This window comes from Pseudomonas sp. ATCC PTA-122608 (genome assembly GCF_001952855.1).
Classification (GTDB): Bacteria; Pseudomonadota; Gammaproteobacteria; order Pseudomonadales; family Pseudomonadaceae; genus Aquipseudomonas.
Window position 1 is genome coordinate 62,761 of sequence record NZ_LPNO01000015.1, and the last position, 23,829, is coordinate 86,589.

The 23,829-nt window shown below is 61.0% G+C and carries 13 protein-coding genes; 7 read left to right on the forward strand and 6 right to left on the reverse strand.

Going from position 1 to position 23,829, the window contains the following annotated elements:
- Positions 1-43 precede the first annotated feature (43 nt).
- The gene (gene putA, locus AU074_RS15790) at positions 44-3,997 is read right to left on the reverse strand and encodes a trifunctional transcriptional regulator/proline dehydrogenase/L-glutamate gamma-semialdehyde dehydrogenase (protein ID WP_076015489.1); all 3,954 of its coding nucleotides are present in this window, start codon (positions 3,995-3,997) and stop codon (positions 44-46) included.
- Between the two features lie 29 nt (positions 3,998-4,026).
- On the opposite strand from putA, the gene AU074_RS34060 reads away from it, so the two are divergent.
- The 4 genes from AU074_RS34060 (at position 4,027) to AU074_RS15805 (ending at position 8,875) form a co-directional block, all read left to right on the forward strand.
- Positions 4,027-4,332 (forward strand): hypothetical protein, encoded by a 306-nt coding sequence (locus AU074_RS34060; protein ID WP_159442635.1) that lies wholly within the window; start codon positions 4,027-4,029, stop codon positions 4,330-4,332.
- Between the two features lie 122 nt (positions 4,333-4,454).
- A complete protein-coding gene (gene putP / locus AU074_RS15795) occupies positions 4,455-5,939 on the forward strand; it encodes a sodium/proline symporter PutP (protein WP_076015490.1) in 1,485 nt (494 codons plus the stop codon).
- Between the two features lie 204 nt (positions 5,940-6,143).
- On the forward strand, positions 6,144-8,165 hold the full coding sequence (locus AU074_RS15800; protein WP_076015491.1) for a type VI secretion system tip protein VgrG: 2,022 nt from the start codon (positions 6,144-6,146) through the stop codon (positions 8,163-8,165).
- Positions 8,162-8,875 carry a DUF4123 domain-containing protein gene (locus AU074_RS15805; RefSeq protein WP_076015492.1) on the forward strand — a complete coding sequence of 238 codons (714 nt, stop codon included), beginning with the start codon at positions 8,162-8,164 and terminating at the stop codon, positions 8,873-8,875. Before AU074_RS15800 ends, AU074_RS15805 begins: the two co-directional genes overlap by 4 nt.
- Here AU074_RS15805 and AU074_RS15810 read toward each other — a convergent pair.
- Entirely contained in the window at positions 8,861-10,138 is a 1,278-nt protein-coding gene (locus AU074_RS15810; protein ID WP_076015493.1) for an O-acetylhomoserine aminocarboxypropyltransferase/cysteine synthase family protein, read from the reverse strand. The two genes, AU074_RS15805 and AU074_RS15810, sit on opposite strands and share 15 nt — an antisense overlap.
- A 174-nt stretch (positions 10,139-10,312) precedes the next feature.
- Here AU074_RS15810 and AU074_RS15815 point away from each other — a divergent pair, with 174 nt between their 5' ends.
- Complete coding sequence (locus tag AU074_RS15815; RefSeq protein WP_076015494.1) at positions 10,313-11,149, forward strand: 23S rRNA (adenine(2030)-N(6))-methyltransferase RlmJ; 837 nt, start codon at positions 10,313-10,315, stop codon at positions 11,147-11,149.
- Between the two features lie 133 nt (positions 11,150-11,282).
- Here the strand turns inward: AU074_RS15815 and msrA are convergent, their stop codons facing one another.
- The 4 genes from msrA to aceE form a co-directional block, all read right to left on the reverse strand.
- Positions 11,283-11,930, reverse strand: coding sequence for a peptide-methionine (S)-S-oxide reductase MsrA (gene msrA, locus AU074_RS15820; RefSeq protein WP_076015495.1), 648 nt, complete (start codon positions 11,928-11,930; stop codon positions 11,283-11,285).
- Positions 11,931-12,004: 74 nt separating this feature from the next.
- The gene (locus AU074_RS15825) at positions 12,005-14,695 is read right to left on the reverse strand and encodes a bifunctional diguanylate cyclase/phosphodiesterase (RefSeq protein WP_076015496.1); all 2,691 of its coding nucleotides are present in this window, start codon (positions 14,693-14,695) and stop codon (positions 12,005-12,007) included.
- Between the two features lie 417 nt (positions 14,696-15,112).
- A complete protein-coding gene (gene aceF, locus AU074_RS15830) occupies positions 15,113-16,759 on the reverse strand; it encodes a dihydrolipoyllysine-residue acetyltransferase (protein WP_076015497.1) in 1,647 nt (548 codons plus the stop codon).
- 11 nt (positions 16,760-16,770) lie between these two features.
- The gene (gene aceE / locus AU074_RS15835; RefSeq protein ID WP_076015498.1) at positions 16,771-19,416 is read right to left on the reverse strand and encodes a pyruvate dehydrogenase (acetyl-transferring), homodimeric type; all 2,646 of its coding nucleotides are present in this window, start codon (positions 19,414-19,416) and stop codon (positions 16,771-16,773) included.
- Between the two features lie 383 nt (positions 19,417-19,799).
- Here aceE and glnE point away from each other — a divergent pair, with 383 nt between their 5' ends.
- On the forward strand, positions 19,800-22,739 hold the full coding sequence (gene glnE / locus AU074_RS15840) for a bifunctional [glutamate--ammonia ligase]-adenylyl-L-tyrosine phosphorylase/[glutamate--ammonia-ligase] adenylyltransferase (protein ID WP_076015499.1): 2,940 nt from the start codon (positions 19,800-19,802) through the stop codon (positions 22,737-22,739).
- Positions 22,740-22,793: 54 nt separating this feature from the next.
- On the forward strand, positions 22,794-23,828 hold the full coding sequence (gene waaF, locus AU074_RS15845; RefSeq protein WP_076015500.1) for a lipopolysaccharide heptosyltransferase II: 1,035 nt from the start codon (positions 22,794-22,796) through the stop codon (positions 23,826-23,828).
- The last annotated feature ends 1 nt before the right edge of the window (position 23,829 follow it).

Genomic DNA, 23,829 nt, shown 5'->3' on the forward strand with positions numbered 1-23,829 from the left:
TCGCGAGCAAGCCCGCTCCCACATTTTGACCGCGTTTCTTCAGTTAGCCGATGGTCATCAGGCTGGCGTTACCACCCGCCGCAGCGGTGTTGACGCTCAACGCCCGCTCGATCACCAGACGCTCCAGGGCAATCCCGGTTTCGCCCGAAGACAAACCGTGAACCCCGACAATCGCCCCGCCACGCTTGGCCACTTGCTGGCAAACCCCGCGCAGTTGGTCGGAATCGCCGTGATGCAGTACGGCATCAAATACGGTTTCATCCTTGGTCCAGTCAGCCACCAGCTTGACCTTCGCCTGAAGCTCCTTCGGCAAGCGTGCGAGCACGGCCTTGGTCAATTCAGTTTCCGGCCATACCGCCGAGCCGCCGACTGCCAGTACCGCCGCCAGTTGCGTCAGCAGGTCGCCTTCCACTTCCGCCAGGCACAACACGTGCTCGCGGGGCAGGATGGCGTAGCTGTTGCGCTCGCCGGTCGGGCCGGCCAGTTGGCGGGTGATACCGCTTTGGGATTGCGCGGCGAACTGCACGCACAGGGCGCTCAAGTCGCTGAGCTTGTTGCTGTCGGCCCAGGCTTGCAGTGCCGTCAGCGGCTTGCTCATGGCATCCCGCAGGCGAACATCCGGTGCTGTCACGGCATCACCGCGAACGAAGGATTGCTCGATGGCATCCGTAGGACGGGTCGACAGCAGACGGTACAGGTACAGCGGACCGCCGGCTTTAGGGCCGGTACCCGACAAACCTTCGCCGCCGAACGGCTGCACGCCGACCACGGCACCCACAATGTTGCGGTTAACGTAGACGTTACCGGCATGGACGTTGTCGATCACCTTGGCGATGGTCTCGTCGATGCGAGTGTGCACGCCCAGGGTCAGGCCGTAGCCGGAGGCATTGATCTGGCCGATAAGCTGGTCGATCTCTTTGCGCTTGTAGCGCACCACGTGCAGCACCGGGCCGAAGATTTCCCGTTGCAGTTCGTCGAAGCTTTCCAGTTCGATCAGGGTCGGCATCACGAACGTGCCGCGCTTGACCTCTTCGCTATCGGCAATCGCGACCTGGTAAACGTTGCGGCCTTTGTCGCGCATGGCCTGGATGTGTTTCTCAATACCGGCTTTGGCTTCGGCGTCGATCACCGGGCCAATGTCCACCGACAGGCGCTCCGGGTTGCCGAGGCGGCATTCAGCCATGGCACCTTTAAGCATTTCGATGACGCGATCAGCGGAATCTTCCTGCAAGCACAGCACGCGCAGGGCCGAGCAGCGTTGGCCGGCACTGTCGAAGGCCGAGGACACCACGTCGATCACCACTTGTTCGGTGAGTGCCGAGGAATCGACGATCATCGCGTTCTGGCCACCGGTTTCGGCGATCAGCGGAATCGGACGACCCTGTGCATCCAGGCGGCCGGCGACGTTGCGTTGGAGCAGACGCGCGACTTCGGTGGAGCCGGTGAACATCACGCCCTTGACGCGATCATCACCCACCAGGCGGGCACCGACGGTTTCGCCCTGGCCCGGCAGCAGTTGCAGCACGCCTTCCGGAATCCCGGCTTCCAGCAGCAGGCGCACGGCTTGTGCGGCAACCAATGGTGTTTGCTCGGCAGGCTTGGCCAGCACCGGGTTACCGGCGGCCAGTGCAGCAGCGACCTGGCCACTGAAGATCGCCAGCGGGAAGTTCCACGGGCTGATGCACACCACTGGGCCCAGGGGCCGGTGGGCATCATTGGTGAAATCGTTACGGGCCTGCACCGCGTAGTAGCGCAGGAAGTCCACGGCTTCACGCACTTCGGCGATGGCGTTGGCGAAGGTCTTGCCGGCTTCACGGGCCAGCAGGCCCATCAGTGGCTGGATCTCGCCTTCCATCAGGTCGGCGGCACGTTCCAGGATCGCGGCGCGTTCGGCGGGCGGGGTGGCCTGCCAGATTGGCGCAGCGTTCAGGGCACACTGGATCGCGTTATCGACATCTTCGACAGTCGCTTCCTGCACATGGCCGACCACGTCACGCAGATCCGACGGGTTCAACACCGGTGCAGCCGCTTCGTTGCTGGAAGCGCAACCGAGCATCGGCGCGGCTTTCCAGTTGTTGTGCGCGGTGGCCAGCAAGGCGCAGGACAGCGACGCCAAACGGTGTTCGTTGGCCAGGTCGATACCGGCGGAGTTGGCGCGCTCGGCACCGTACAGGTCGCGGGGCAGCGGGATACGCGGGTGCGGCAGGCCGAAGCCGCCTTCCTGCGTCGCCATCTGCTCGATGCTGGCCACTGGATCGGCCACCAGCTCCTGGATCGAGATGGATTGGTCAGCAATCCGGTTGACGAACGAAGTGTTGGCGCCGTTTTCCAGCAGGCGACGCACCAGGTAAGCCAGCAATGTTTCGTGAGTACCGACCGGTGCGTACACGCGGCACGGACGGTTCAGCTTGCCTTCGGAGACCTTGCCTACAACCTGCTCGTACAGAGGTTCGCCCATGCCGTGCAGGCATTGGAACTCGTACTGGCCGGGGTAATAATTCTGACCGGCAATATGGTAAATCGCCGACAAGGTGTGAGCGTTGTGGGTAGCGAACTGCGGGTAGATAACTTCCGGAACCGAGAGCAGTTTGCGTGCACAGGCAATGTAGGAAACGTCGGTGTACACCTTGCGGGTGTAGACCGGATAGCCTTCCAGGCCTTCGACCTGGGCGCGCTTGATTTCGCTGTCCCAGTACGCGCCTTTCACCAGACGGATCATCAGGCGATGGCGGCTGCGGCGTGCCAGGTCGATCACGTAGTCGATCACATACGGGCAACGCTTCTGGTAAGCCTGGATCACGAAGCCGATACCGTTCCAGCCCGTCAGTTGCGGCTCGAAGCACAGGCGTTCCAGCAGGTCGAGCGACAGCTCCAGGCGATCGGCTTCTTCGGCGTCGATGTTCAAACCGATGTCGTATTGCTTGGCCAGCAGGGTCAGCGACAGCAGGCGCGGGTACAGCTCGTCCATCACACGCTCGTATTGCGCACGGCTGTAACGCGGGTGCAGGGCCGAGAGCTTGATGGAAATGCCCGGGCCTTCATAAATCCCACGACCGTGGGACGCTTTGCCGATCGAGTGGATGGCTTGTTCGTACGAGGCCAGGTATTTCTGGGCGTCGTGTTCGGTGAGCGCGGCTTCACCGAGCATGTCGTAGGAGTAGCGGAAGCCCTTGGCTTCGAACTTGCTCGCATTGGCCAAGGCCTCGGCGATGGTTTCGCCGGTGACGAACTGCTCGCCCATCAGGCGCATGGCCATGTCGACGCCCTTGCGGATCATCGGCTCGCCGCTCTTGCCGATGATGCGGCTCAGGGACGACGTCAGGCCGGCTTCGTTATGGGTGGCGACCAGTTTGCCGGTCAGCAGCAGGCCCCAAGTGGCGGCGTTGACGAACAGCGACGGGCTGTTGCCCAAGTGTGGGTGCCAGTTGCCGGTGCTGATTTTGTCGCGGATCAGCGCGTCGCGGGTGCCTTTGTCCGGGATGCGCAACAGCGCTTCGGCGAGGCACATCAGCGCTACGCCTTCCTGGGACGACAGGGAGAATTCTTGCAGCAGGCCCTGGACGATGCCTGCACGTCCGCCGGCGCTTTTCTGATTGCGCAGTTTCTCGGCGATCGAAGAGGCGAGCTTGTTGGTGGCTTCGGCCATTGCCGCGGGCAGGCGAGCCTGCTCGATCAGCATCGGCACCACTTCCGGTTCCGGGCGACGGTAAGCGGCGGTGATCGACGCGCGCAGTACCGATTGCGGCAGGATGCTCTCGGCGAACTCCAGGAAGCACTGGTGGGCGTGGTCGGTCTGGACCTCGCCGGCTTCTTCTGCGTCCTTGCTGCCCATGCCGTTGAGCTCGGCCAGGGTTGCACCACCCTCGAGTTTCTCCAGGTAATTGAAAATCGCCTGCTTGATCAGCCAGTGCGGCGTGCGATCAATGGAGGTCGCGGCCGCCTTCAGGCGCTCGCGGGTCGGGTCGTCAAGTTTGACCCCAAGGGTGGTCGTAGCCATCTTTTTATCCTCATGGGTGCCACTACTGCGTGGCATCAGCTGGCGGCAAGATTAGCTTTGCGCCGAGAGAGGTGCAACCGGGTGCAACCCTTTTTATCCATGAAATTTTTGATGCTGATCGGGAAAAATTATCGCCGCAGCCGAATCGGCTGCGTCTTGGTACATTTGCTTCTGACTTTGGCTGTGCTTGCTCCGAAAAGGAGCAAAAACACGGTGTTTTCCGGAAAACACATCAAGGTGCAACTTATTCTCAAGAAACTGGTTGCACCTTATTTACTTTGTTGAATAGCATTCGCGCCCAAGGTGCAACCTCTTACCGGCGGTTCATCGGCTGATGGCTTTCCTGGGGAAACGTCAGTCATAAATGCGCGGCGCCAGGCTTCGTCTATCCACTAGCTAGTGGGTGGCCGTCCGGACAGACCGCCGCTACATAAAAACAATGCCAGGGCGTAACTCAATGAGCGTAAGTAATCCTACCCTGATCACCTTTGTGATCTATATCGCTGCCATGGTGCTGATCGGCTTTATGGCCTATCGCTCCACCAATAACCTTTCCGACTACATTCTGGGCGGTCGCAGCCTCGGCAGCGTGGTCACCGCGCTCTCGGCCGGCGCCTCGGACATGAGCGGGTGGTTGCTGATGGGCTTGCCCGGCGCGATTTACATGTCTGGCCTGTCGGAAAGCTGGATCGCCATCGGCCTGATCGTCGGTGCCTACCTTAACTGGCTGTTTGTTGCCGGCCGCCTGCGAGTGCAGACCGAGCACAACGGCGACGCCCTGACCCTGCCGGATTACTTCTCCAGCCGTTTCGAAGATAAAAGCGGCCTGCTGCGGATCATCTCTGCGGTGGTGATTCTGGTGTTCTTCACCATTTACTGCGCTTCCGGCATTGTTGCCGGCGCCCGCCTGTTTGAAAGCACTTTCGGCATGTCCTACGAGACTGCGCTGTGGGCCGGTGCTGCCGCGACGATTGCCTACACCTTCGTGGGTGGTTTCCTGGCTGTGAGCTGGACTGACACCGTACAAGCCACGCTGATGATCTTCGCCCTGCTGCTCACGCCGATCATCGTGCTGCTGGCCACCGGTGGCGTCGACACCACGTTCCTGGCGATCGAAGCGCAGAACCCTGACAACTTCAACATGCTGAAAAACACCACCTTCATCGGCGTCATTTCGCTGATGGGCTGGGGCCTGGGTTACTTCGGCCAGCCGCACATCCTCGCGCGTTTCATGGCGGCGGATTCGGTGAAATCGATTGCCAATGCACGTCGTATCTCCATGACCTGGATGATCCTGTGCCTGGGCGGCACCGTGGCGGTGGGCTTCTTCGGTATCGCCTACTTCTCGGCGCACCCGGAAGTCGCCGGTCCCGTGACAGAGAACCACGAGCGTGTGTTCATCGAACTGGCCAAGCTGCTGTTCAACCCATGGATTGCCGGTGTGCTGCTGTCGGCCATCCTGGCTGCCGTGATGAGCACCCTGAGCTGCCAGTTGCTGGTGTGCTCCAGCGCCCTGACCGAAGACTTCTACAAAACCTTCCTGCGTAAAAACGCCTCCCAGGTTGAGCTGGTGTGGGTCGGTCGCGCCATGGTGCTGCTGGTGGCGCTGATCGCCATCGCCATGGCCGCCAACCCGGAAAACCGCGTACTGGGCCTGGTGAGCTACGCCTGGGCTGGTTTCGGTGCTGCATTCGGTCCTGTGGTGCTGATCTCGGTACTGTGGAAAGGCATGACGCGTAATGGCGCACTGGCCGGCATCCTGGTGGGGGCGATCACCGTGATCGTGTGGAAGCACTTCAACCTGTTGGGCCTGTACGAAATCATCCCGGGCTTCATCTTTGCCAGCCTGGCGATCTACTTCGTGAGCAAGCTGGGCGCTCCGACGGCTGGCATGGTTCAGCGGTTTGACGCGGCCGAGGCGGATTACAACCTCAACAAGTAATCGGCGGGGGCTTGAATGCCCGCTGAAGTGAAAACGGCCCGCATCCCATGGATGACGGGCCGTTTTTTATGGGCGGCATTCAAGGGGGGTGGATAGGAGCAGGGGGCTCACGGCGTAGGGATTTACTGATTTGCCTGCAGCGCACTCAGCTCGGCAAACAGCTGGTGCAGAATCGGCCACCCACTACTCGCAGAGAAACACCGGATGTTCGCTCCTGCCAATCAAAGTGCCTTTACCCTGACCCTCGACGGCGTGCCCAGTGATCTCAAGGTTTTTGAGTTCAAGGGCAACGAAGCCATCAGCGAGCCTTATCGCTTCGACCTTGAACTGGTCAGCGACCAGCCAGACCTCGACCTTGAAAGCCTGCTGCACCGCCAGGCCTTCTTGAGCTTCGATGCTCAGGGGAATGGCATTCACGGCCAAATCTACCGCGTTGCCCAGGGCGATTCCGGCAGGCGCCTGACCCGCTACCAGATCAGCCTGGTGCCACGCCTGGCGTACCTGCAACACAGCAGCCACCAGCGTATTTTCCAGCACCAGAGTGTGCCGCAGATCATCAAGCGGGTGCTGGAAGGGCAGGGCATCCACGGCGATGCTTTCGAATTCAGGTTAGCGGGCGTGTATCCCGAGCGTGAGTACTGCGTGCAGTTTGGTGAAAGCGATTTGGGGTTTATACAGCGCCTGTGTGCCGAGTTGGGGATTCACTACCATTTCCAGCACAGTCCCGACGGGCACCTCCTGGTATTTGGTGATGACCAGGCGGTGTTCGCGCAGGGTGAGCAGGCGACTGACTATGTGCCTGGCACCGGGATGGTCGCCGATGCACCCGTGATCAAGCGTTTTTCGGTGCGTCTGGAAACCCGCACGACGGGTGTAAACCTGCGCGATTACGACTTTCGCAAGCCGCGACTGCAGCTGGAAAGTGAAGTGCTCGGCGAGCAGCTTCCGTCCCTGGAAGATCACGACTATCCCGGCCACTTCACCGATCGGGCCCACGGCAAGCACTTGGCGCAGCGGGCTCTTGAGCGACATCGCGGCGACTATCGACAGGCCCATGGCAGTGGCGATCAACCGTCGTTGGTCAGTGGTCAGCTTTTCAAGATGGCAGCGCACCCCCGCGAGGAATGGAATGATCTTTGGCTGGTGACTCGGGTCGCTCACCGCGGCAGTCAGCCTCAAGTACTTGAGGAGTCTATGGGCGATGGGGCGCTCCAGGGATACAGCAACACCTTTGTCGCCACGCCCTGGGACACGGTTTTTCGCCCCGACCTGCCGCCGGCACGCACCCCCCTATCCGGTTATCAGAACGCGGTTGTCACTGGCCCCGTCGACAGTGAAATCCATTGCGACGAATACGGTCGGGTCAAGGTGCAACTGGCCTGGGATCGCGCCGGGGAGCACAACGAACATTCCAGCTGCTGGCTCCGTGTGGCCAGTGGCTGGGCCCATGAACATTACGGCGCGGTGCTGATTCCACGGGTGGGCATGGAAGTGCTGGTGGGCTTCGTCAATGGTGACGCCGACACGCCACTGGTGGTCGGCTGCCTGGCCAATGCGGCGACGCCAGTGCCGCTGGACCTGCCGGCCGACAAGACCCGCAGCATCTTTCGTAGCCAGACCAGCCCCGGCGGCGGTGGCTACAACGAGCTACGCATCGAGGACCGCAAGGGCGCCGAGGAAATCTACCTGCGTGCCCAGCGCAACTGGACCCAACACGTACTCCATGACCAGCACGTACGGGTCGACAATCAGCGCAATGTCATTGTGAAAGGTCTCGATCGTCATGACCTTCAGGGCGAAGAACAGCGCACCACCCACGGCAACCGCCTGACCGAACTCAAGCAGGACGATCACCTGATGATCGCCGGCTCGCAGCAAACGCGTGCCGGCATGACCATTCGAATTGGCGCCGGGCAAAGCATCGTTATCGACGCGGGCGCCAGTGTGACCCTTCAGGCTGGCGGGCACTGGATCAACGTTTCGTCAGACGGGATTTTCAGCAGCACAGAGGTTCAGGTTGGCGGCTCGCCGGCATCGGCGGCAGCGCCGCTGATGGCTGGGCTACAGGAAAAGTTGCTGGCGGTGATACCAGCACCGCTGAGTGCCGTGCAGGTGTTCAGCCTGAAACGCAGTGCGCCCTTTTGTGAAGAGTGCGAGCGCTGCAGGAATGGCGTGTGTGACAGGCCTCTGCACCGCAACGCATCACTGGCCGGAGGTGCGCCATGATTTCTCCAGGGCAATGGTTGGCGTCTGCACCATTGCAGGCGGGTGAGCAGTTGTTTGCGGTGTTGGGTAATGCCAGCGACTGCAAGCCGCTTGAAGCCTGGCGTCGTACCAGTGGTAGCTCGCTCAGTCCAGTTTGGGCGGACAGCGAATATGCGGCATGGGATGAAGTCATGCCCTACGTTGCGGTGGTTGCCGTTGAAAGTGCTTTTCTGAAATGGGCCGACGAATGCGAAGGTACTGATTGGGGATGGTTGGCTGTGTCGTCCTGTCCCGTACAAACCGTCGTCGAGCATCTGCGCAGCCTGACCAAGGTAATGTTGCCGGAAGGGCAGGCGGTGTTCTTTCGCTTCTGGGACGGCGCCTATGTACTGCCTGTTTTGCAGGCACTGGGGCCGCAGGCAAAGGCGTTGCTCCCGGTGTTCAGTCGCTACTGGATCAATGGTCGCCAGCTTGAGGTAGCCGTCACAACGGTGGGAGCGGCAAAGCCAAGCCCGTGGTGGCAAGTGCCGCCGCAGGTTCTCCAGCACTTGAGTGAGCAATCGAGCGTCACGCTGGTGGACAACCTCCTGCAATGGCTGGAAGAACAGCGCCCGGACCTGCACAGTGCCTTTGCGCCGGCGACCTTGAAGCACAAGGTCGCTCACTTCGTGCACCGGCCGGATGTCAGTCATCAGGCGCTGGCTGCCTGGCTGGGCTCAGAGTTGGGTTAAAGCCAAAGACTGCTGCAAGTCCTCGATCAGGTCCTCAATCGCCTCAATGCCAACTGACAGGCGAATCATCTCCGGCTTCACCCCGGCTTTCGCCTGCTCTTGTTCATTCATCTGACGGTGGGTGGTGGACGCCGGATGACAGGCCAGGGACTTGGCATCGCCGATGTTCACCAGGCGCTTGAAGATTTGCAGTGAGTCATAGAAACGTACGCCAGCCTCATAACCGCCCTTCAGGCCGAAGGACAGAATCGCCGACGGTTTGCCCTGCATGTATTTCTGCGCCAGATGATGGTGTGGGTGATCCGGCAGGCCGGCGTAGCTGACCCACTCCACCAGCTCGTGGTCTTGCAGGAAGTGGGCAATCTTCAAGGCGTTTTCGGTGTGGCGCTCCATGCGCAGGGCCAGGGTTTCCAGGCCTTGCAGCAGCAGGAATGCATTCATCGGCGCCAAGGCCGCGCCGGTGTTGCGCAGGGGCACGGTGCGGGCGCGGGCAATGAACGCCGCGGGGCCGAATTTTTCGGTGTAGACCACGCCGTGATAGGCCGGCTCGGGCTGGTTGAGGCCGGGGAATTTCTCCGGGTATTGAGTCCAGGGAAAGGTGCCGCTGTCGACGATTACACCACCCAGCGAGTTGCCATGGCCGCCGACGTATTTGGTCACCGAGTGCACGACGATATCCGCGCCGAACTGGATCGGCTTGCACAGGATCGGCGTGGCCACGGTGTTGTCCACCATCAGTGGAACACCTCGGGCGTGGGCGACGTTGGCCAGGGCCTCGATGTCGATGATGTTGCCCGCTGGGTTGCCAATGCTTTCGCAATACACCAGCTTGGTGTTGTCATCGATCAGTTCGGCGATGGCTGCGGCAGAGTCGTCACGGGCGAAGCGCACGTCGACGCCGAAACTCGGCAGCAAATGGGCGAACAGGGTGTAGGTGCCACCATATAACTGCGGGGTGGTGACGATGTTGTCACCGGCACGGGTCAGGGTCTGGATCGCGTAGTGGATCGCCGCGCTGCCGGCCGACACGGCCAGGGCCGCGATGCCGCCTTCGAGTGCTGCGATGCGTTGCTCCAGCACGTCATTGGTGGGGTTCATGATGCGTGTGTAGATATTGCCGGGCACGTCGAGGTTGAACAGGTCCGCGCCGTGCTGGGCGTTATCGAATTCGAAGGCGACGTTCTGGTAGATCGGCACGGCGACGGCCTTGGTGGTCGGGTCCGACTTGAAGCCGTGGTGCAGGGCGATGGTGGCGTCTTTCATGAGTTTTTATGACCTCCATGGATAATTGCTGGCCACAATAAATCCGCTTTCGTACCGGCAATTAGACTATTTTCGGCGGCGCCCCTGTGTTTGCGGCATAAGCACCACCTGACGCGCAGCCCTGCACCTTTGCCTGCGTAAAAGGTAAACTTCGCCCCCTGCGCAGGAGCAACCATGAATTATCGTCACGCCTTTCACGCCGGCAACCACGCCGATGTCTTCAAACACCTGACCTTGACCCGCCTCATCGCCCTGATGTCGCGCAAGGAGCAGCCGTTTGCCTATCTCGACACCCACGCCGGCATTGGTCTGTACGACCTGCAGGGCGATCAGGCGAACCGCACCGGTGAGTACCTGGAGGGCATCGCCCGCCTGTGGGGCCAGGCCGACCTGCCGCCGCTGACCGCCGACTACATGCGCGTGCTGCACGAGATGAACCCGGATGGCGAGTTGCGCTACTACCCGGGTTCCCCGGAGCTGGCGCGACGTCTGACTCGCCCTCAGGACCGCGTGTTGCTCAACGAGAAGCACCCGGAAGACGGCTTGCTGCTCAAGGACAACATGAAGGGCGACCGTCGGGTGAAAGTGCACCTTGGCGAAGGCTGGCACGTGCCCCGCGCATTGCTGCCGGTACCGGAAAAGCGCGCACTGATGCTGATTGACCCGCCGTTCGAAAAGCTCGATGAGATGCAGCGCTGCGCCGCATCCCTCAAGGAAGCCGTGAGCCGGATGCGCCAGACAGTGGCCGCGATCTGGTACCCGGTGAAGGACCAGCGCATGTTGCGCCGCTTCTACCAGGACCTGGCCGGTACCGGTGCGCCGAAGTTGCTGCGGGTGGAATTGCTGGTGCATCCGCTGGATACGCCGAACACCCTGACCGGTTCGGGTTTGGCGATTGCCAACCCGCCGTGGGGTTTGGAGGAAGAATTGCGTGAGCTGTTGCCGTGGTTGTCCAAGCAGCTTGGGCAAACCCAGGGTGGCTGGCAGATGGATTGGCTTATCGCCGAGTAAGCCAATCTCAAGGTATTGAAGACCAATGTGGGAGCGGGCTTGCTCGCGAATGCGGTGTATCAGAAACACATTCAGTGACTGATACTCCGCATTCGCGAGCAAGCCCGCTCCCACATTTTTATCGGTGTCGCTCTTAGATCGGGCAGGTCACGCCTGTGCCGCCAATCCCGCAGTAACCCTGCGGATTCTTCGCCAGGTACTGCTGGTGATACGCCTCGGCGAAGTACACCGTCGGCGCTTCTTCGATTTCAGTGGTGATGGTGCCCAGGCCGGCCTTGGTCAGTTCATTCTGATAAGCCTGTGCGCTGGCCTTCGCCGCTTCCAGATGCTCCGGTTTGACCGCATAGATCACCGACCGATACTGGCTGCCGATGTCATTGCCCTGGCGCATACCCTGGGTCGGGTTGTGCAGTTCCCAGAACATTTTCAGCAGCTCTTCGTAGCTGATCTTGTCCTGGTCAAACACCACCAGCACCACTTCGCTGTGGCCGGTCAGGCCAGAGCAGACTTCTTCATAAGTCGGGTTCGGCGTATAGCCGCCGGCATAACCCACCACTGTGCTGACCACGCCGTCGCGCTGCCAGAACTTGCGTTCCGCACCCCAGAAACAACCCAGGCCGAAGATCGCAAACTCTACGTTGTCGACAAATGGGCCGAGCAGCGGGTTACCGTTGACGAAGTGAGTCTCGGGCAGGGACATTGGGGTTTCACGGCCAGGCAAAGCTTGTTCTTGAGTAGGAAGCACGTTTTTGTTCACCAGAATTTCCGAGCGCAAGACCATGATCAGTCCTCTCAGTCAGATTGAGTTACAGGTAAGAATTCAGACTGCCAGTTTGCCCGAGTGTTACCGCGCTGTCAGGCGATTGGCCCGCGAGGGTAGCGTTTAAGCTTCTCGATCAGCTCGGACCCCGGGATTGGCCGGTCGAACAGGTAGCCCTGGCCGACGTCGCAACGGTGGCGGCGCAGGAACGCCAGCTGTTCGGAGGTCTCGATGCCTTCGGCCACTACCTTGAGCTTGAGGTTGTGAGCCATGGCGATCACCGCCGAGGTGATTTCCATGTCGTCCTGGTTGTCCGGGATTTCATGAATAAAGCTGCGATCAATCTTGATGATGTCGATCGGGAATTTCTTCAGGTAGCTGAGCGAGGAGTAACCGGTGCCGAAGTCATCCATGGCCAGGGTCAGGCCAAAACTCTTCAGTTGGTCCAGTTGCAGGCGGGTGTCTTCAGTGGCTTCCAACAGCAGGCCTTCGGTCAGCTCCAGTTCCAGCAGGTTGGCGGGCAACTGTTCTTCCTTGAGGATCGTGGCAATCGAGGCCACCAGGTCCGGGTCGGAAAACTGCTTGGGCGAGAGGTTGATTGCCACCTGCAGGTTGCCCAAGCCGGCAGCGGTCAGCTGGCGGCTCATGCGGCAGGCCTGGCGGGCGATCCATTTGCCGATGGGGATGATCAGCCCGGTCTCTTCAGCCACGCTGATGAATTGGTCGGGGCGGATCATGCCCTTTTCCGGATGGTTCCAGCGTAGCAGTGCTTCCATGCCCAACAGGCGACCACTGCGCAGGCACAGCTTGGGCTGGTAGAACACGTCCAGTTCATTCTGGGTCAGAGCGCGGCGCAGGTTGTTTTCCACGAACAGCTTGTAACTGGCTTCGGCGTTCAGTGCCTCGGTAAACACTTGCACCTGGTGCTTGCCGTTGGCCTTGGCCTTGTGCAGCGCCAGGCCTGCGTTGCGCATCAGGGTTTGCGGGTCGCGGCCATGCAGTGGCGCGCAGGCGAGGCCCACGGAGCCGGTGACGCTGATCAGTTGGTTGTCGACGAACATCGGCTTGTCGAGAGTCGCCAGCAATTGGCTGGCGACCTGCTGGCCGGTTTCAAGGTCGGTGTCGTCCAGCAGCACGGCAAACTCGTTACTGGCAAACCGCGCCAGGCTACCGCTGGCCGTCAGGCTGTTGCGCAGGCGCCGGGCCAGGCTGATCAGCAGCTTATCGCCGGTCTGGTGGCCGAGGCTGTCGTTGATCCGTTTGAAGTTGTCGATGTCCACCAGCAGCAGGCTGATGGGGCTGTCGCTGTCCCGGGCAAAGCGTTCGTCCAGGTTGCGGATGAACGCCGGGCGGTTGCCCAGGTTAGTCAGGTTGTCGGTGTAGGCCAGGCGTTCGATGCGCTGCTGGGCCAGCTTGGTCTGGGTGATGTCTTCGTAGATGCCGATGTAGTGCGTCAGCTCACGGTTGTCGCCATAGACCTTGGAGATCGACAGCTGGCCCCAGTAGGGTTCGAGGTTTTTGCGCCGGCTCTTGAACTCGCCTTGCCAACTGTTGCTCTTGGCCAGGCTCGAAGGCGCGTCGAACAGCAGCTCGCTGAGGTTCTCCAGCGCCGGCAGTTCCGACAGCTGATGGCCATGGACTTCTTCGGTGCTGTATTGGGTGATCGCGGTAAAGCTGGGGTTGACGTATTCCACCACGCCGTCGCAATTGACCAGCAGAAACGCATTGGCGCTTTGCTCCACGGCCCGCTGGAACAAGTGCAGCGCGCTGGTGGCGGTGCGGCGATTGTGGTTGTTGATCACTTGGGCGAACTGGTCGGCCAACTCGCCGGCAAAGGCGATCTCGTCGGACTGCCACACGCGGGTGCTGCCACTCTGCTCCAGGCACAACACCCCGACCACGTTGCCATCGACCCGGATGCTGGCATCGAGCATCGCGTGGATGTCCCGTGGGCGCAGGCTCTCGACCATTTCCCGGGTGCGTGGGTCGCGCAGGGCGTTGTTGGCATCGATGGCGCGGCTGGTTTGCAGGGCTTCCAGGTAATCCGGGAAGCCGCTGGCATCGATAGGCTCTGGCAGGTGGTGCTGCTGATCGGCGCGGTGATAGGCGGAAATCGGCACCAGGTGCTGGTTTTCGAGGTTCCAGATACTGGCGCAGTCGATCTGGTAGATATCGCAGGCACTGCGGGTGATCAGCTCGGCGGCTTCTTGCAGCGAGTTGTTGGTGCTGTAGCGCTGGCGGGCCAGCAGCAGGATCAGCTCCTGCTGGGCGCGCACCCGCTCAAGGTGTTGCAGTTGTTCCTGCTGGGCGCGCTGGTTGAGTTCCAGGGCGATCTGCAAGCGGCTGTTCTGGCTTTCGAGATCCACGGCAGGGGCCAGCGAAATATCACTGAAAAGGCCATCGACCACCATCAGGTAGCCACGCAGCAGGTGGCGGTTGTGCTGTTTGTAGGCCTCACCCAGCTCCAGCAGGCTTAACGGGCCGTCATTGGTGTGCAGGGTGTAGCGCACCAGGTAGTGCGGGCTGATGGTCAGCTGTTGCTGGATCGCATCATGCAGCTGATAACGCGCCTGGGGTTCCATCAGGCTGGCGTAGGGCGAGCCGATCAAGGCGCACAGCTCGACGGCGGACAGGCCGAATTGGCGTTCGCAATTGGGGTCGAGGTACAGCAGGGCCCAGCTTGCCTCATTAAGCCGCTCGAAACGCAGCATACCGAGGCGCGAAGGCACCGGTAATTGCGTCACTACCTCGGCCGCCGTACGGGCGACATCGGGTTGGCTTTTCATGGGGGAACTCGCTTGGAAAAATGCGCTTCGCGCCGGGCTCACGCCCTCTTTACTGTTGCCTGCGGCAAGGTTGCATCATGCGGCACGGGCTGACAAGAGAGGATGAAGGCTAAGTGCTATAAGTGGGTTATCGGCCAGCGAACGGTTTTCTACAACCGGGGTGACCGATGGCTTTTTCAACGCCAGATACGACCCCAACTGTAGGAGCGAGCTTGCTCGCGAAAAACGTCCAGGCACCGCGTTCATTCAGGGTGCCAGCGTTAATGTTAAGGATTTTTGCGAGCAAGCTCGCTCCTACAGAGGAACAGGAAAAGCAGGCAAAAAAAGCCCCGCCAATTGGCGGGGTTGAGGTACGAGCGTGGCGCTCGGAAATCGTTGAAGCCAGGTCTCCTGCGTGGGCAGGAGACCTGTTGAGGCTTAAAGCAGGATGGTGCGGATGTCGTTCAGCAACTGGCTCAGGCGCTGGGTGAAGCGTGCGGCAGCCGCGCCGTTGATCACACGGTGATCGTAGGAAAGCGACAGTGGCAGCATCAGCTTCGGCTGGAACGCTTTACCGTCCCACACAGGCTGGATAGTGGCCTTGGAAACACCCAGGATCGCCACTTCCGGCGCGTTGACGATTGGCGTGAAGCCAGTACCGCCAATGTGCCCCAGGCTGGAGATGGTGAAGCAAGCGCCTTGCATGTCGTCTGCGGTCAGCTTCTTGTCGCGGGCCTTGGCAGCCAGTGCAGCAGCCTCAGCGGCAAGCTGCAACAGGCTCTTCTGATCAACGTTCTTGATCACAGGCACCAGCAGGCCGTCCGGAGTATCGACCGCAAAGCCGACGTTCACGTACTTCTTGCGGATGATCGCCTTGCCGCTAGGGGCCAGCGAACTGTTGAAGTCCGGCAGTTCCTTGAGCAAGTGGGCGCAGGCCTTGAGCAGCAGTGGCAGCACGGTCAGCTTCACGCCAGCCTTCTCGGCGACGGCTTTCTGCGCAACGCGGAAAGCTTCCAGGTCGGTGATGTCGGCCTGGTCGAACTGGGTCACGTGCGGGATGTTCAGCCAGCTGCGGTGCAAGCTCGACGCGCCGATTTGCATCAGGCGAGTCATCGGCACTTCTTCGGTTTCGCCGAAGCGGCTGAAGTCCACGACCGGGATCGGCGGAATGCCCGAACCACCGGTAGCGCCACCGGCTGCCGGAGCTTCTTTGGCTTTCTGCATCATGGATTTGACGTAAACCTGCACGTCTTCCTTCAGCACGCGACCGTGCGGGCCAGTGGCCGACACAGCGTTCAGCTCAACGCCAAATTCACGGGCCAGTTGGCGCACGGCAGGGCCGGCATGAACCTTGGCACCGCTTGGCGCAGGTGCAGCAGCCGGAGCCGGTGCGGCCTCGGCTTTTGCAGCAGGCGCAGGCGCGGCAGCCGCTGGTGCAGCTTCAGCCTTGGCGGCCGGAGCAGCGGCGGCTGGAGCGGCAGCAGCAGGAGCCGAGGCGCCTGCTACTTTCAGCTTGAGGATGAAGTCGCCAGTGCCGACTTCGTCTTCCAGCTTCACGGCAATGCTTTCCACCACACCGGCAGCCGGCGAAGGGATTTCCATGGAGGCCTTGTCGGACTCCAGGGTGATCAGCGACTGGTCGGCTTCGACGGTGTCGCCGACCTTAACCAGCAGCTCGATGATCTTGGCCTTGCCCGACGAACCGATGTCCGGAACATGAATGTCCTGGACTGTTTCGGCGGCAGGTGCAGCAGCCGGAGCCGCAGGGGCCTCGGCAGCGGCGGCAGGCTTCTCGGCGGCTGGAGCCGAGGCAGCAGCAGGAGCGGCCGCCGCAGGGGCCGCATCAGCGGCACCTTCGATTTCCAGCTCAAGCAGTTCGTCGCCTTCTTTCAGGCGATCGCCCAGCTTCACTTTCAGGCTTTTGACCACGCCGGCCTTGGGAGCAGGGATTTCCATGCTCGCCTTGTCCGATTCCAGGGTCAGGATGCTCTGGTCGGCTTCGACGGTGTCGCCGACCTTCACAAACAGTTCAATTACTTCACCTTCACCGCTGCCGATGTCAGGTACGCGAATGAGTTCGCTCACAGAAAATCTCCTCAGCAGTCCAGTGGGTTGCGTTTTTCCGGGTTGATCCCGAACTTGACGATAGCGTCTGCTACCACCTTAGGTTCGATTTCACCACGGTCAGCCAAGGCTTCCAGGGCTGCCAACACCACGAAGTGACGGTCGACTTCGAAGAAGTGACGCAGCTTTTTACGGCTGTCACTACGGCCGAAACCGTCGGTGCCCAGGACTTTGAATTCCTTGGACGGTACCCACTGACGAATTTGTTCAGCAAACAGTTTCATGTAGTCGGTAGAGGCGATAACCGGACCTTTACGGCCAGCCAGGCACTCTTCAACGTAGGTCAGCGCAGGCTTCTGGCCTGGGTGCAGACGGTTGCTGCGCTCTACGGCCAGGCCGTCGCGACGCAGTTCGTTGAAGCTGGTAACGCTCCATACGTCAGCACCGACGTTGAACTCTTCACGCAGGATTTTTGCAGCTTCACGCACTTCGCGCAGGATGGTGCCGGAGCCCATCAGTTGCACGTGGTGAGCGGCTTCCTTGGTGTCTTCTTCGAGCAGGTACATGCCCTTGATGATGCCTTCCTCGACACCGGCCGGCATGGCTGGCTGCTGGTAGGACTCGTTCATCACGGTGATGTAGTAGAAAACGTCCTGCTGCTCTTCGGTCATCTTCTTCATGCCGTCCTGGATGATCACCGCCAGCTCATAGCCGTAGGTTGGATCAAAGGTGCGGCAGTTCGGGATGGTGCCCGCCAGGATGTGGCTGTGGCCGTCTTCGTGTTGCAGGCCTTCGCCGTTCAGCGTGGTCCGGCCGGCAGTACCGCCGATCAGGAAGCCACGGGTACGGCTGTCGCCGGCAGCCCAGGCCAGGTCGCCAATGCGCTGGAAACCGAACATCGAGTAGAAGATGTAGAACGGCAGCATCGGCTGGTTGTGGCTGGAGTACGAAGTACCGGCAGCGATGAAGGAGCTCATGGCGCCTGCTTCGTTGATGCCTTCTTCGAGAATCTGGCCCTTCTTGTCTTCCTTGTAGAACATCACCTGGTCTTTATCGACTGGCTCGTAGAGCTGGCCGACGGAGGAGTAGATGCCCAACTGACGGAACATGCCTTCCATACCGAAGGTACGGGCTTCGTCCGGGATGATCGGCACGATACGCGAACCGATTTCCTTGTCCTTGACCAGCTGCGCGAGGATCCGCACGAAGGCCATGGTGGTGGAGATTTCACGGTCGCCCGAGCCGTCCAGGATAGCCTTGAGGGTATCCAGTGGCGGAGTCGGGATGTTGAAGCTCTTGGCGCGGCGCTGTGGCACGAAACCGCCCAGTGCAGTGCGACGCTCGCTGAGGTAGCGGGCTTCGGCGCTGTTTGGCTCGGGCTTGAAGAACGGCAGGTTCTCCAACTCTTCGTCCTTGACCGGGATGTCGAAGCGGTCGCGGAACAACTTCAGGCTGTCGACATCGACTTTCTTGGTGTTGTGCGCAGTGTTTTTCGCTTCGCCGGCACCGGTGCCATAACCCTTGATGGTTTTGGCCAGGATGACGGTCGGTTGTTCTTTGTGGTTGACCGCTTCGTGGTACGCCGCGTAGACCTTGTACGGGTCGTGGCCGCCACGGTTGAGTTTCCAGATCTCGTCGTCGGACAGATCAGCAACCATCGCCTTGAGTTCTGGCGAGTTGAAGAAGTGTTCACGTACGAACGCGCCGTCTTTGGCTTTGTAGTTCTGGTACTCGCCGTCGATGACTTCGTCCATGCGGCGTTGCAGGATACCGTCGACGTCTTTGGCCAACAGTGGGTCCCAGAAACGGCCCCAGATGACTTTGGTCACGTTCCACTGAGCACCGCGGAACACGCCTTCGAGTTCCTGGATGATCTTGCCGTTGCCGCGAACCGGGCCGTCTAGGCGCTGCAGGTTGCAGTTGATGACGAAGATCAGGTTGTCCAGCTTCTCGCGGCCAGCCAGGGAGATGGCGCCCAGGGATTCCGGCTCGTCACACTCGCCGTCGCCCAGGAAGCACCAGACTTTCTGCTTGCCTTCAGGGATGAAGCCACGGGCTTCCAGGTACTTCATGAAGCGTGCCTGGTAGATCGCCTGGATCGGGCCCAAGCCCATGGATACAGTCGGGAACTGCCAGAAATCAGGCATCAGCCAAGGGTGCGGATAGGACGAGAGGCCCTGACCGTCGACTTCCTGGCGGAAGTTGTTCATTTGTTCTTCGGTGATGCGGCCTTCCATGAACGCGCGGGCGTAGACGCCTGGCGAGGTGTGGCCCTGGAAGTAGATCAGGTCGCCGCCGTGTTCTTCGGTCGGGGCCTGGAAGAAGTAGTTGAAGCCAATGTCATACAGGGTTGCGCTGGAAGCGAAGCTGGAGATGTGACCGCCCAGGTCAGAATCTTTCAAGTTCGTGCGCATTACCATCGCCATGGCGTTCCAGCGTACCAGCGAGCGAATGCGGCGTTCCATGAACAGGTCGCCAGGCATGCGTGCTTCGTGGGTAACTGGGATGGTGTTGCGGTACGGCGTGGTGATGGCGTAGGGCAGTTGCGAGCCGCTGCGGGTCGCGAGTTCGCCCATACGGGTCATCAGGTAGTGAGCACGGTCTTCGCCTTCTTTGTCGAGAACCGATTCCAGGGCGTCCAGCCATTCCTGGGTTTCGACGGGATCGAGGTCTTGCATGGCTTGCTCCAGGGCGGAAAGGCTACCAGAATCGGTTGCCTGAAGTTTGCGACTGGCCTTGTGGGCAGACGACATAAATTCTTGGATGGCCGAAGGTTGCTTCGGCGTCCTGTAGTTTTACTACAAATCGTCGGCCATTTCAGCCTTTCGAATGTATATACGAGTAGTAAAACTACACAAGACTGAGCGGATTGCTCGGTCTAGCTGGCGAGCATAATCGTTATTGTTGATCTTTTGCGAACAAGAAAGGGTAGAGATTTGATGTTGACTGCCAAAAAAGAAAAATTTTCAGCTATTTCTAACCTTTGTTCGACAGTCCTTCACCGAGCGTGGTTCTTGCGTTCACAGCTACAAGCCCTTTACGCGCCGATCAAGGATAGACCATGAGCCTTCCAATGCAGGCCGAACTACCGGCCATCCTGCTTCCATTTGCCAAGCGGGCCGAGCAGTCATTTCGTGACGCCGTGGCCGGATTGGACGGCGATAATGGCCTTTCTGAGTGGACGCCGCAACGTTGGGCTGACTTCGCCCGTGTGTGCGCCGCCAGTGATTTCGTCATTGAACAGAGTGTTCGTGACCCTTTGATGTTGCTCGAACTGGTGGCCTGGGGCGAGCTGGACCGCGGCTTTGCCCCCGGCGAGCTGTGCGGGCAGATTGCCGTTGCCGTGCAGCAGGCCGAGACAGAAGACGAGCTGGGCCGGGTTCTGCGACGCCAGCGCACCCGCCAGCAAGTGCGGATCATCTGGCGCGACCTGACCCGACAGGCGGACCTGGTGCAAACCTGCCGTGATCTATCGGACATGGCCGACGCCAGCATCGACCAGGCTTACCAATGGTTGTACCAGCGCCACTGCACATTGTTCGGCACGCCCACCGGCCGTCGCAGTGGTGAGCCGCAGCACATGGTCATCCTTGGCATGGGCAAGCTCGGCGCGGTGGAGTTGAACCTGTCGTCCGATATCGACCTGATCTTCGCCTACCCCGAAGGCGGCGACACCGTGGGCGTCAAACGCTCACTGGATAATCAGGAATTCTTTATCCGACTTGGTCAAAAACTGATCAAGGCTTTGGACCCGATGACCGTCGACGGCTTTGTGTTCCGGGTCGACATGCGCCTGCGGCCCTACGGTTCGGCCGGGGCGCTGGTGCTCAGCTTCAACGCGCTGGAGCAGTACTACCAGGACCAGGGCCGCGACTGGGAACGCTACGCCATGATCAAGGCGCGGGTGGTGGCCGGTGACCAAGTGGCCGGCGCGCAATTGCTCGACATGCTGCGACCGTTTGTCTACCGGCGTTACCTGGACTTTTCCGCCATCGAAGCGCTGCGCACCATGAAGCAACTGATCCAGCAGGAAGTGCGGCGCAAGGGGATGGCCGAGAACATCAAGCTGGGCTCGGGCGGCATTCGAGAAGTCGAATTTATCGCCCAGGCGTTCCAGCTGATCCACGGTGGCCGCGACCTGAGCCTGCAACAGCGGCCGCTGTTAAAAGTGCTGGGCACGCTGGAAGGCCAGGGCTACCTGCCGCCGGCGGTGATCGCCGAGCTGCGCGATGGCTATGAATTCCTGCGCTACACCGAACACGCGATCCAGGCGATTGCCGATCGCCAGACCCAGATGCTCCCGGACGGCCCCGAAGACCAGGCGCGGATTGCCTTCATGATGGGTTTCCCGGATTGGACCGCGTTCCATGAGCGCCTGATGTACTGGCGCGGTCGGGTGGACTGGCATTTCCGTCAGGTAATTGCCGACCCGGATGAAGAAGAGGGTGAAGAGAGCGAGTTGGTTGTGGGTGGCGAGTGGTTGCCGTTGTGGGAAGAGTCTCAGGACGAGGAAGCCGCTTGCCGTCAGTTGCAGGAAGGCGGTTTTACCGACGCGCCCAAAGCCTTGAAAACCCTGGCCGGCCTGCGCAGCAGCCCGCAATTGCGTGCCATGCAGCGTTTGGGGCGTGAGCGTTTGGATGCGTTCATCCCGCGCCTGCTGGCCCAGGCCGTTGAGCACGCCAACCCGGATCTGGTGCTGGAGCGCGTCCTGCCCTTGGTCGAAGCCGTCGCCCGGCGTTCCGCTTATCTGGTGCTGCTGACGGAAAACCCCGGTGCGCTGCGTCGCCTCCTGACCCTGTGTGCCGCCAGTCCGTGGATTGCCGAGCAGATCACCCGCTTCCCGCTGCTGCTGGACGAACTGCTTAACGAAGGCCGCCTGTTCAAACCGCCGCTGGCGCCGGAACTGGCCGCCGAATTGCGCGAGCGCCTGACGCGTATTCCCGAAGACGACCTTGAACAGCAGATGGAAGCCTTGCGTCACTTCAAGCTGGCGCACCGTCTGCGGGTGGCCGCCTCGGAAATCGCCGGCAGCCTGCCGCTGATGAAAGTCAGCGACTATCTGACCTGGCTCGCCGAAGCCATCCTCGAGCAGGTGTTGGCCCTGGCCTGGCGCCAGACCGTTGCCCGTCACGGCTCGCCGCAACGGGTGGACGGCACCTTGTGCGATCCTGGCTTCATCATTGTCGGTTATGGGAAAGTCGGCGGCATCGAATTGGGGCATGGTTCGGACTTGGACCTGGTGTTTATCCATGACGGTGACCCGCAAGCCGAAACAGACGGGGCGAAGCCGATCGACGGCGCGCAGTTCTTTACCCGACTGGGCCAGCGGATCATTCACCTGCTGACCACCCAGACCAACTCGGGCCAGTTGTATGAGGTGGACATGCGCCTGCGGCCTTCGGGCGCATCCGGTTTGCTGGTGAGTTCCCTGGGCGCCTTTGCGCGCTATCAGGAAAACGAAGCCTGGACCTGGGAGCACCAGGCATTGGTACGTGCGCGGGTGCTGGTGGGCAGTCAGGATGTCGGTCGTGCTTTCGAGCAGGTGCGGGCGCAAGTGCTGGGCCGCGCGCAGGACCTGGACAAGCTGCGCCAGGAGGTCAGCGAGATGCGCGCCAAGATGCGCGACAACCTCGGCACCAAGTCCACCGCGGCGGGAACGGCGGCGAATGCCTTCGAACCCACGGTGGCGTTCGACCTCAAGCAGGACGCCGGAGGTATCGTCGATATTGAATTTATGGTGCAATACGCGGCTTTGGCGTGGTCTGCGCAACATCCAACGTTGCTGCGCTACACCGACAATATCCGCATTCTGGAAGGGCTGGAGCAGGTCGGGCTGATGCCCGCCGCCGATGCCCATTTGCTGCGCGAGGTGTATAAAGCCTACCGTTCCGCCGCTCACCGCCAGGCCTTGCAGAACGAGGCCGGCACAGTTGCCGGGGACCAGTTCGCTGACGAACGGCGCCAGGTGCAGCGAATCTGGCATGAACTGGGGTTAAGCTGAACATTATATAAGGCGGGGAGGCATGAGCCTCCCCGTATCGTTTGTGGAAACTACATGAATATTCTGATCGTTGGGCCCAGTTGGGTCGGTGACATGGTGATGGCACAGACACTGTTCCAGTGCCTGAAGCAACGCCATCCCGACTGCCAAATCGACGTGCTCGCCCCCGAGTGGAGCCGGCCGATTCTTGAGCGTATGCCCGAGGTGCGTCAGGCTTTGAGCTTCCCGCTCGGCCACGGCGCGCTGGAACTGGCGACCCGTCGACGTATCGGCAAGTCCCTGGCCGGCCAGTACGATCAGGCGATCCTGTTGCCCAACTCAATGAAGTCGGCACTGGTGCCGTTCTTCGCCGGTATCCCCAAGCGCACCGGCTGGCGTGGCGAGTTTCGCTATGGCCTGCTCAATGATGTGCGCAAGCTCGACAAGGCCCGTTATCCGCTGATGATCGAGCGCTTCATGGCCCTGGCCTACGCGCCGGGTGCCGAGTTGCCTGCGCCGTATCCGCGCCCGAGCCTGCAAATCGACCCGGTTACCCGTGACGCCGCCCTGGCCAAGTTTGGCCTGGAGCTGGACCGTCCGGTGCTGGCGCTGTGCCCTGGTGCAGAGTTTGGCGAATCCAAGCGCTGGCCATCTGAGCATTACGCCAAGGTCGCGGAGATGAAGATTCGCGAGGGCTGGCAAGTCTGGCTGTTCGGCTCGAAAAACGATCATTCGGTGGGCGAGGATATTCGCCAGCGTCTGATCCCGGGCCTGCGTGAAGAAGCGGTCAACCTCAGCGGCGACACGTCCCTGGCCGAGGCCATCGACCTGCTGTCCTGCGCCGACGCGGTGGTGTCCAACGACTCGGGCCTGATGCACGTGGCCGCGGCGCTGAATCGCCCGCTGGTGGCGGTGTACGGCTCGACGTCTCCCGGGTTTACTCCGCCGTTGGCCGACAAGGTCGAAGTGGTGCGCCTGGGCCTGGATTGCAGCCCGTGTTTCGACCGTACCTGCCGCTTCGGCCACTACAACTGCCTGCGCCAATTGCTGCCGCAACCTGTCAGCGACGCGTTGCAGCGGTTGCAGGGCGACGTGGTCGAGGTTCACTGAG

Bases quoted from the DNA above. Each gene is read 5' to 3' on its own strand.
- putA (WP_076015489.1), bottom strand. From the start codon at position 3,997: ATGGCTACGACCACCCTTGGGGTCAAACTTGACGACCCGACCCGCGAG.
- putP (WP_076015490.1), top strand. From the start codon at position 4,455: ATGAGCGTAAGTAATCCTACCCTGATCACCTTTGTGATCTATATCGCT.
- AU074_RS15800 (WP_076015491.1), top strand. From the start codon at position 6,144: ATGTTCGCTCCTGCCAATCAAAGTGCCTTTACCCTGACCCTCGACGGC.
- AU074_RS15805 (WP_076015492.1), top strand. From the start codon at position 8,162: ATGATTTCTCCAGGGCAATGGTTGGCGTCTGCACCATTGCAGGCGGGT.
- AU074_RS15810 (WP_076015493.1), bottom strand. From the start codon at position 10,138: ATGAAAGACGCCACCATCGCCCTGCACCACGGCTTCAAGTCGGACCCG.
- AU074_RS15815 (WP_076015494.1), top strand. From the start codon at position 10,313: ATGAATTATCGTCACGCCTTTCACGCCGGCAACCACGCCGATGTCTTC.
- msrA (WP_076015495.1), bottom strand. From the start codon at position 11,930: ATGGTCTTGCGCTCGGAAATTCTGGTGAACAAAAACGTGCTTCCTACT.
- AU074_RS15825 (WP_076015496.1), bottom strand. From the start codon at position 14,695: ATGAAAAGCCAACCCGATGTCGCCCGTACGGCGGCCGAGGTAGTGACG.
- aceE (WP_076015498.1), bottom strand. From the start codon at position 19,416: ATGCAAGACCTCGATCCCGTCGAAACCCAGGAATGGCTGGACGCCCTG.
- glnE (WP_076015499.1), top strand. From the start codon at position 19,800: ATGAGCCTTCCAATGCAGGCCGAACTACCGGCCATCCTGCTTCCATTT.
- waaF (WP_076015500.1), top strand. From the start codon at position 22,794: ATGAATATTCTGATCGTTGGGCCCAGTTGGGTCGGTGACATGGTGATG.